The 2409-nt window shown below is 67.0% G+C and carries 1 protein-coding gene; it reads left to right on the forward strand.

Features of this window, described 5'->3' with window-relative positions; translation table 11 throughout:
* Nucleotides 1-103: 103 nt before the first annotated feature.
* Nucleotides 104-2365: a putative transposase gene (locus tag IV498_RS18625; protein ID WP_269048564.1), complete on the forward strand. Its 2262-nt coding sequence runs from the start codon at nucleotides 104-106 to the stop codon at nucleotides 2363-2365.
* Nucleotides 2366-2409 lie beyond the last annotated feature (44 nt).

A 2409-nucleotide genomic window follows, 5' to 3' on the forward strand; every position in this document is an offset into this window, starting at 1 on the left:
ACCTTGTAATCTCGGGTCTTTCGTTGGGCGACCGGCTTTTAATCCTCCCTCATTTGTTATATAATCTAGTAGAAGAAATGTTCGGTTGCTGAGGGGTGGGATCATGAGTGTGATGACTGCCCAACCGCCCCTTCCGTTAGCCATAGAGTCAGGTGCCGTGCTGATCGGGCCGGCGGTGTCGCTGCTGGAAGACGCCGACGGCGGCCGCGTCTTCCTGCACGGGCAGCTGGTCTATGCCTGGGACGGCGGGGATACGGCCAGCCGCCGGTTCTCGGCGGCGAAACTGGCGGATATGAAGGCCGCCCCGATGGCCGATATAGCTGCCGGCTTCGGGATCGAAGCAGGCACGTTGTGGGTCTGGCGCAGGGACCTGAAAGCCTCCGGCGTGGCCGGGCTGGTGCCGGAGAAGCCTGGCCCCCGGGGCGCCAGCAAACTCACCCCGGAAGTTATAGCGCAGATCAAAGCCCGGCGCGCCGGCGGGGAGACGTTCCGGAGCATCGCCGCAGCCGTGGGCGTCTCCGTCTTCAGCGTCGACAGGGCATTATCCATGGACACCGGGGACAGCGCCGGCATGCCTGCCGCTGCAGTGGTGCAGGCACGTTCCCAGCCGGCCCGGCAGGCTCCGGAAGCGGATCCCACCATCGCCGAACTACGGCTGCCGGTGCTCCCTGCTGCCGCGGACCGGTCCGGGGAGCGGGCCGCGGCCCGTTGGGGATTGTTGGAGTGCGCGGCCCCGGTGTTCGCCCCGGCGGCAAGGGTTCCATTGGCCGGGCTGTTCCTGGCCCTGCCCGCCCTGGAGAACACAGGGCTGCTGGCATGTTCGAAGGAGGTGTTCGGGGCGCTGCCGAACGGGTTTTACGGTCTGGACACCATCCTCACCGGGGCCGTGTTCCAGGCCCTGGCCGGGGAACCCCGGGCCGAAGGGGCCACCCGGATCGACCCGGTAGCCATGGGGCGGGTGCTGGGCCTGGACCGGGCACCGGAAGTGAAAACCCTCCGCCGCAAAATGGGGGCATTGGCCGGCACCGGCAGGGCCGCGGAACTGCTCACCGCCATCGCGGCCAAACACCTCCACGCCGGCCTTGAGCAGGGCGGGGAGCCGGGCCTGGCTGCGGTGCTCTACGTTGACGGGCATGTGCGCGCCTACCAGGGGAGCAGGAAGATCGGCAAGGTCCACTCCACCCGGTTGAAGTTCCCGGTCCCGGCAACTGAGGAAACCTGGGTCGCCGACGCTAACGGGGCACCGGTGCTGGTGGTCATGGCCGAACCCGGGGCCGCGCTGACCGGGGAACTGCGCCGACTCCTTCCCACTCTGCGCACCATCATCGGCGACGACCGCAGGGTGCTGGTGGGTTTCGACCGCGGCGGCTGGTCCCCGGCCCTGTTCCAACACATGAATGAACAGGGCTTCGATGTGCTGACCTGGCGCAAGGGCAGCACCGAAGACATCCAGGACTGCCTGTTCACCGAGGTCGCCCACACCGACGGGCACGGGCAAACCCGGTCCTGGACCGCCGCGGACACCCGGGTTGAGGTCCCGGTCGGGACAACCGGGGAGGTCTTCGCGATGCGCCAGATCAGCCGAACCGTCAACACCCCCGGCGGCGGCTCACGGCAGATCCACATCCTCACCACCAATAAGGACATGCCAGCCGGAGAGGTTGTTTACCGGATGGGCGCCAGATGGCGGCAGGAGAACTACTTCCGCTACGCCAGGATCCGTTTCGCCCTGGATTCCCACGATGCCTATGCCCGCAGTGATGACGATCCGGAACGGTCGGTGCCGAACCCGGCCAAACGCAAGGCCTACCAGAGCGTCCTGGCCGCCAAAACCCGCTACGAGAAGACCGTCGCCGACACCGACGCCGCGCTGCTGGCCACCCGGACACCGGCGCCGGGAACCGGCACGGTCCTGATCACCAACACCGTCCACAACGCGATCACCGCGGACCTGTTCGCCACCGAAACCGCCCTCGAGCAGGCGCAGGTAGCGCACAAGGCGATCCCGTCACGGGTTCCCCTCGCGGACATAGCCCCGGGCCAGCAGGTCCTGGAAACCGAAACGAAACTGCTCGCCCACGCGATCCGGATGGCTGCCTTCAACACCGCTTCCGCCCTGGCGAGGGAGATCCGCACGAACACCGGTTACGCCCGCGCCGACGACGAGGCCTACGCCCTGGTCCGGCACGCCCTCACCGGTAGCGGGGACATCGACCCCAGCCAGGACGGTTACCTCACCATCCGCCTCGATCCGCTTCCCACCCGACGGGCAACCACCGCGGTCAGTGAGCTCTGCAACCACCTCACCACCACCGAGACCCGCTACCCGGGCTCGAACCGAATCCTACGATTCGAGATCAAATGACGGCAGCGCCACTCACAAATTAAATGACCATGTCAGGAGTCCTG

Origin of the sequence: Paenarthrobacter sp. Z7-10 (assembly GCF_026932795.1) — a bacterium.
GTDB lineage: Bacteria > Actinomycetota > Actinomycetes > Actinomycetales > Micrococcaceae > Arthrobacter_M.